General features: G+C 39.9%; 1 protein-coding gene. It reads right to left on the bottom strand.

The genetic code is table 11. The features are described from left to right. Nucleotides 1-128: 128 nt before the first annotated feature. A complete protein-coding gene (gene tnpA, locus M3212_RS21685; RefSeq protein ID WP_251195978.1) occupies nt 129-614 on the bottom strand; it encodes an IS200/IS605 family transposase in 486 nt (161 codons plus the stop codon). Nucleotides 615-747 lie beyond the last annotated feature (133 nt).

Genomic DNA, 747 nt, shown 5'->3' with positions numbered 1-747 from the left:
CCACCCGTGAGAACGGGTGGTTTGTTCTACGGCTGGAAGCCTTTGTTGCTGACCAGACCCTAAAGGGCCACTGAACGGTTCGCCATTTGTACTTCTTCTACTGGCCAGACCTCAAAGGCCTCCGCTTCTTATTTTTTTCTTCTTTTCTTTTTTACCTCTTCTCCTGTAAATGGGTCCACATACTCTAAAAGACTTAATTGCTCCGCGACGATATCATCTTGTATTTGATTTCGGATGTAGTCTTCAATTACTTTTTTGTTTCTCCCTACTGTATCTACATAAAATCCGGTACACCAAAATTTCCGATTCCCATATCGATATTTCAGGTTGGCATGCCGGTCAAAAATCATTAAACTGCTCTTCCCTTTTAAATACCCTACAAATGAAGATACACTTATCTTTGGGGGGATACTTACTAACATATGAATGTGGTCTTTACACGCTGTCGCTTCTATAATTTCTACTCCTTTTCTTTCACATAACTTCCTTAAAATTTCCCCTATATCCTTCTTAATTTTCCCATATATCGCCTGTCTTCTATACTTTGGGGCAAATACTATGTGATACTTACAATTCCACTTCGTATGTGCTAAACTGTTAGTGTCTTTAGACATAAGAAACTCCTCCATTTGCTTGATATATTGGTTGGCGAACCACATATATCGTAGCATCACGAAGGAGTTTTTTTCATACCTCGCTGGAAGCTTTCCGGAACCCTAGGCCTAGCCTAGGGTTTTCTTTTTACAA

The sequence above is a fragment of the Halalkalibacter oceani genome (assembly GCF_023715705.1).
GTDB lineage: Bacteria > Bacillota > Bacilli > Bacillales > Bacillaceae_D > Halalkalibacter > Halalkalibacter oceani_A.
Note: the sequence above shows the minus strand (reverse complement) of the source record. Positions and strands in the feature narration are given on the sequence as shown.

Coding starts and splice junctions, on each gene's coding strand:
- tnpA (WP_251195978.1), bottom strand. CDS start 614: ATGTCTAAAGACACTAACAGTTTAGCACATACGAAGTGGAATTGTAAG.